This window comes from Endozoicomonas sp. SESOKO2, assembly GCF_024606245.1.
In the GTDB taxonomy this organism is placed as follows: Bacteria; Pseudomonadota; Gammaproteobacteria; order Pseudomonadales; family Endozoicomonadaceae; genus Endozoicomonas_A.
Genome location: NZ_JAHHPQ010000350.1, coordinates 1 through 3949 on the forward strand (window position 1 = coordinate 1; position 3949 = coordinate 3949).

The following is a 3949-nucleotide window of genomic DNA, read 5'->3' on the forward strand; positions in this document are numbered from 1 at the left end:
GCTCCTCACTGGTGAGCTTGCGGATATCCATTACCAGAGTGAGTGGCTGTGACCCTTCAAACAGCTTCCCTGAACGCAGAGTGTGGCAACCATCTTCAGAAATGCTCAACCGGCTCACCAGATTAGCCTGTGAGAGGTCGTCGGGGTGGGAAATAAGGGTGACATCCCGATGTTCAGCACCGGTTTGGGCCACTAAAAGCTGCCGAACTTCATCATCACTGGCGACAAAACGAAAATCGAAAGAATGAGAGGCTCCGGGAAGCGAGGAATCCGTCGAGGATACGGTTCTCGCCCTGTCAGGCAACGTCATCGAAAGCGACGATCTATTGAGTTTGGAAGTGACACCAGAGCAGATAGCTTCAATCTTTGCCGGTGGAGCCAGCTTTGCTTCCCTTGCTGCCGACACACCCGTATTAAGCACAGGCCCACTTGATTGTTCACTAATCCGACCATCCATAGCCAACCTCCCTTCTGTGATCTGAAGTACTGCATTGAAACTCTTGAATGATTTGACCTTCAGGTAGGACAAAAGTTCTGTTTGGACAGTGAGCCGTCACTATTAAGGAAAGTCACGTATCCAACGACTCACACAACGAATTCAAATTCATGCTGTTCAAAAACTCTTCGACAATCATTGTCAAATCATTGGATGTAAGTATGAGAGCGTCACTGGCGTTTTGTGCCTCCCTTAAGTAGTCATCGTTAAATGAGTTCTGAAAACGGGGAGAGCTACAAATTTCAAACATCATGGTATACAGCTCACCTGCTGAGGATGGATCGTGGGCGCCATACTTGTATACGTCAACATCGCCCCAACAATACGTTAAACAACCGCCTTTCGAGTGTGTCACTTCATACAGGTAATGACAGAAGGCCTGCTGAATCGCTTTCTCGCATTTCTGTTTTAAACTATCTAAAAGTCTTTTGTCCTCATCGGATGCTTCGAGGGACTCTGGTTTGATTTTTTCCAATAACGGCTTCAGAGACGGGCTATCCTCAACTTTTCTTTTAAGCAGAGCTTCGACCTTTTCATTCATTTCTCTGCAGAACCAGAAAGGTGGCCCCAGGATAATCACCGGACGGTGGTTCGCCTTGCCCGAGTTTGACTGCACAAACGCGGGATGGTGCACTAACATTCGCTCTATATTGGGAATACCCTCAGGTTCGTCTGTCCAGGTGCTCTGCAAAGAGGAGCGGAGCATTTTATCTTCAAGGAGTGGCGAAAACCCATCATGACAATGAGTGACGAAAAAGGCATTACTTATTTCCCATTGGTAGCGCCGATAAGCTGATCGCCATATCTGGCTATTTTTTTCCCTGGACAATAGTCCCGTGTACCACATTTTCAGGCAATGGGTGGCTTTAACCTTCAGTTCATCGATGCTTTCCAGACGCAACAACAGCTCATGGTGTTGAATGGCCTCAATGATAAGCCTCTGATAAGTCGGCAGTGGATCCAGCCAACCCGATTCCAGGGCTTTATGGGCAAAGCGAATAACCGAGGGCCTGGTCAAGTCACTCTCTGTCAATATATCCGCTATTGAACTCAACCACTGCAGAGCACTGTTTCTTTCTCCGCTTTGGACAACCCTTTTTGAATGCAATGACTTGAGTGGTTCAGTAACCTGGTCTTCATCACTATTGGCCAGTATTTGTGTTACTACCTTCGACATCGGCCTACAGACAGGCCTTTCACGCTCAAGCACAGTACCGATCAATTGCTTCTCACGATAGCTCAATGTTTCTGCCTCCAGTAACATTGAGACACCCACGGAAAAACCGGGTAAATCTCCTCTCTCCCACAGTCTCCTTATCATCAGGTAAGTACTTGGTTTGATTTTTGGCAATGAGCTGTCTGTCTCAAGCGCGTTGTTCAATTCCTCAAGGCTGATACCACTGGCCTCAGCCAGAGCTTGCTGTTGTGCTAAATCAGCCCCTTTCAGGAGATCCCTGATCTTCTTTGACTGGGTGCCGGAGCCACTGACCCTTCTGGAGAGCTGGAAGTCAGATAGAATTTCTGTTGCCTCGACAGGGGCACCGCCCAAATCGACTGACACCCAGGTTTGGCCTCTATCCACAGAACACTCTGCAAAGGCGTGGGTACGGTTAGAAATTTGCCGACATGGAATGCCAAAATAACGGCAAAAAGCGATAAACACAGGTACACGATGGCGGCAGCTCCCTTGCCGCTGTGTGACGAGGAATTTAAAGAAATTGCCACTACTCTCTGGTTGAGCATTACCAGAAAACGTTCGGCAATAGTTCGCGATCGCCTTAATGCGTTGCACCGTGTTTTTAGCGTTTTGTATTGCCTCCAAAGGCACCTGTAGCTCAGTTGGTTGTTGGCCAATGGTCTCAAACAGACTCTTCAGTACTGCTTTCGTACCTTCCGAACAGCGGGCGTCAAAACGTGTTGTATGTGCTGGTCGGACTTCTCTGGCAGGTGTTTTTTTGTCCGCATCTGCGGGTTCTACGACATAAGCAACCTGAATACACTGTTGGGGTCTGGCTTCTGGAATAGACAGTGTGTGAAGCCCGGTATAGCGATCCCTGACCAGGATAAATGATAAACCGGATTCTATGCGCAGGGCCACGATATAGTCGTTAGCCGTGAGGCTGGGCAATGCATATCGACCATTGTGTGATGAGATGTCCAGGGTCGCCAGCGTTTGATCTCTGGCTAATGTCACTTCCTGGTCACGTGCAGGCAACCGGGCAGGCATGAGAACTTCGGCCCCCAGCATGTATCGATCATCAATATTGATCAGTTTGATATGGCCCTCAGCAGACACATAAACATCCTCTGCCCACCACCGATAAATCCCGGGAAAATGGTTCGGCCAATCAAAAATTACATAGTCGTTAATTTTTGGTTTTTCCTCGCTCTCATAGCCGGTTTCCTGGTCCAATGCCGGAGCCTCTTTCTCGAGGACTTCGGGGATGTATTGTTCAGGGGCGTTATCAGTGTCAACCGCTGACGCTTCGTTAATATAATCGTCAACCAGATGGTTCAGCAGATCACTCAGCTGATGCCAGAACGCAGGCCACAATTGAACCGCGCCGAAGTTCCATGCACTTATTCGCGCATCAGCCTCCCGGAGATAAGTCTGGTTAGCTGATATTTTCAGCGTTTCTTCCTCTTCTTCCGTCAGGAAAAATACGTCACTGGCTTCGACTCCCGTCTGGCCGAACTCATGATCAAACCAGCGCTGCTGCCAGTGTCGGTAAAGTGCCTGGGTAAGTATATCGTCCGACAGATCCGGCTTCAGGGAAAGACCGGATGCCTGCCACCTGGCTTGAGCCACCCTCTTGATAATTTCTGTTCTGGCTTCCTCGTCACTCAGACGAGTGTTGATACGAATTTCATGTCGTTTTTCATCGATACTGTTGAGATCACTGCGTCGTATTAACCATGGACGATCCTTGCCCGATACCGTTTGGCTGAACCACTTGCAAAGTCCAGAATCAAGCTCGTCTTTACTCACGGCAAGAGCCGATGACTCGGGCAGTTTCTCCAACGATATCTTTGCAGCCATCAGATAAAGCCGGTAGTGCTGATTGAGGCATTGATGAAGCCCTTCTTCGGTAAAATCGCCCCCTCGGATGACGGCCCTGGCCACATTCTGTAAATCAAGACTGGTCGGCTGCAACGGCAGTTTTTTCTGCTGCAGGCAGGCCCTCAAAAGACAATGTTTTTTAGTCAGCTGTTCAGCCAGGATTTTCCCCTGCGGGTTGTCTGGCAACACTTTCTCTGCAATGGCCTGCAACTCTGCCGGGTTGTACTGCCGGATGGGTAAATGCCGGAAACGGCCTTTGAGCGCCGGTGATAAGGGTTTTCGCCCGCTGTACTTGGGTGGGTTGATGGTGGCAAACAGGTGAAATCCGGGATGAGCATCACCGGCCAGAATATCATTCAACTCACCTTCCAGGTGCTGGCTGTCGATCAGAT

2 protein-coding genes are annotated in these 3949 nt (G+C 49.2%); both read right to left on the bottom strand.

What is annotated here, in order from left to right:
* Window positions 1-457 (bottom strand): hypothetical protein (locus KDK17_RS07945; RefSeq protein WP_257287787.1); only part of this gene is annotated, 457 nt, incomplete at its 3' end.
* A 112-nt stretch (window positions 458-569) separates the two neighbouring features.
* On the bottom strand, window positions 570-3949 hold a 3380-nt coding region (locus KDK17_RS07950), incomplete at its 5' end, for a transglutaminase-like domain-containing protein (RefSeq protein ID WP_257287788.1).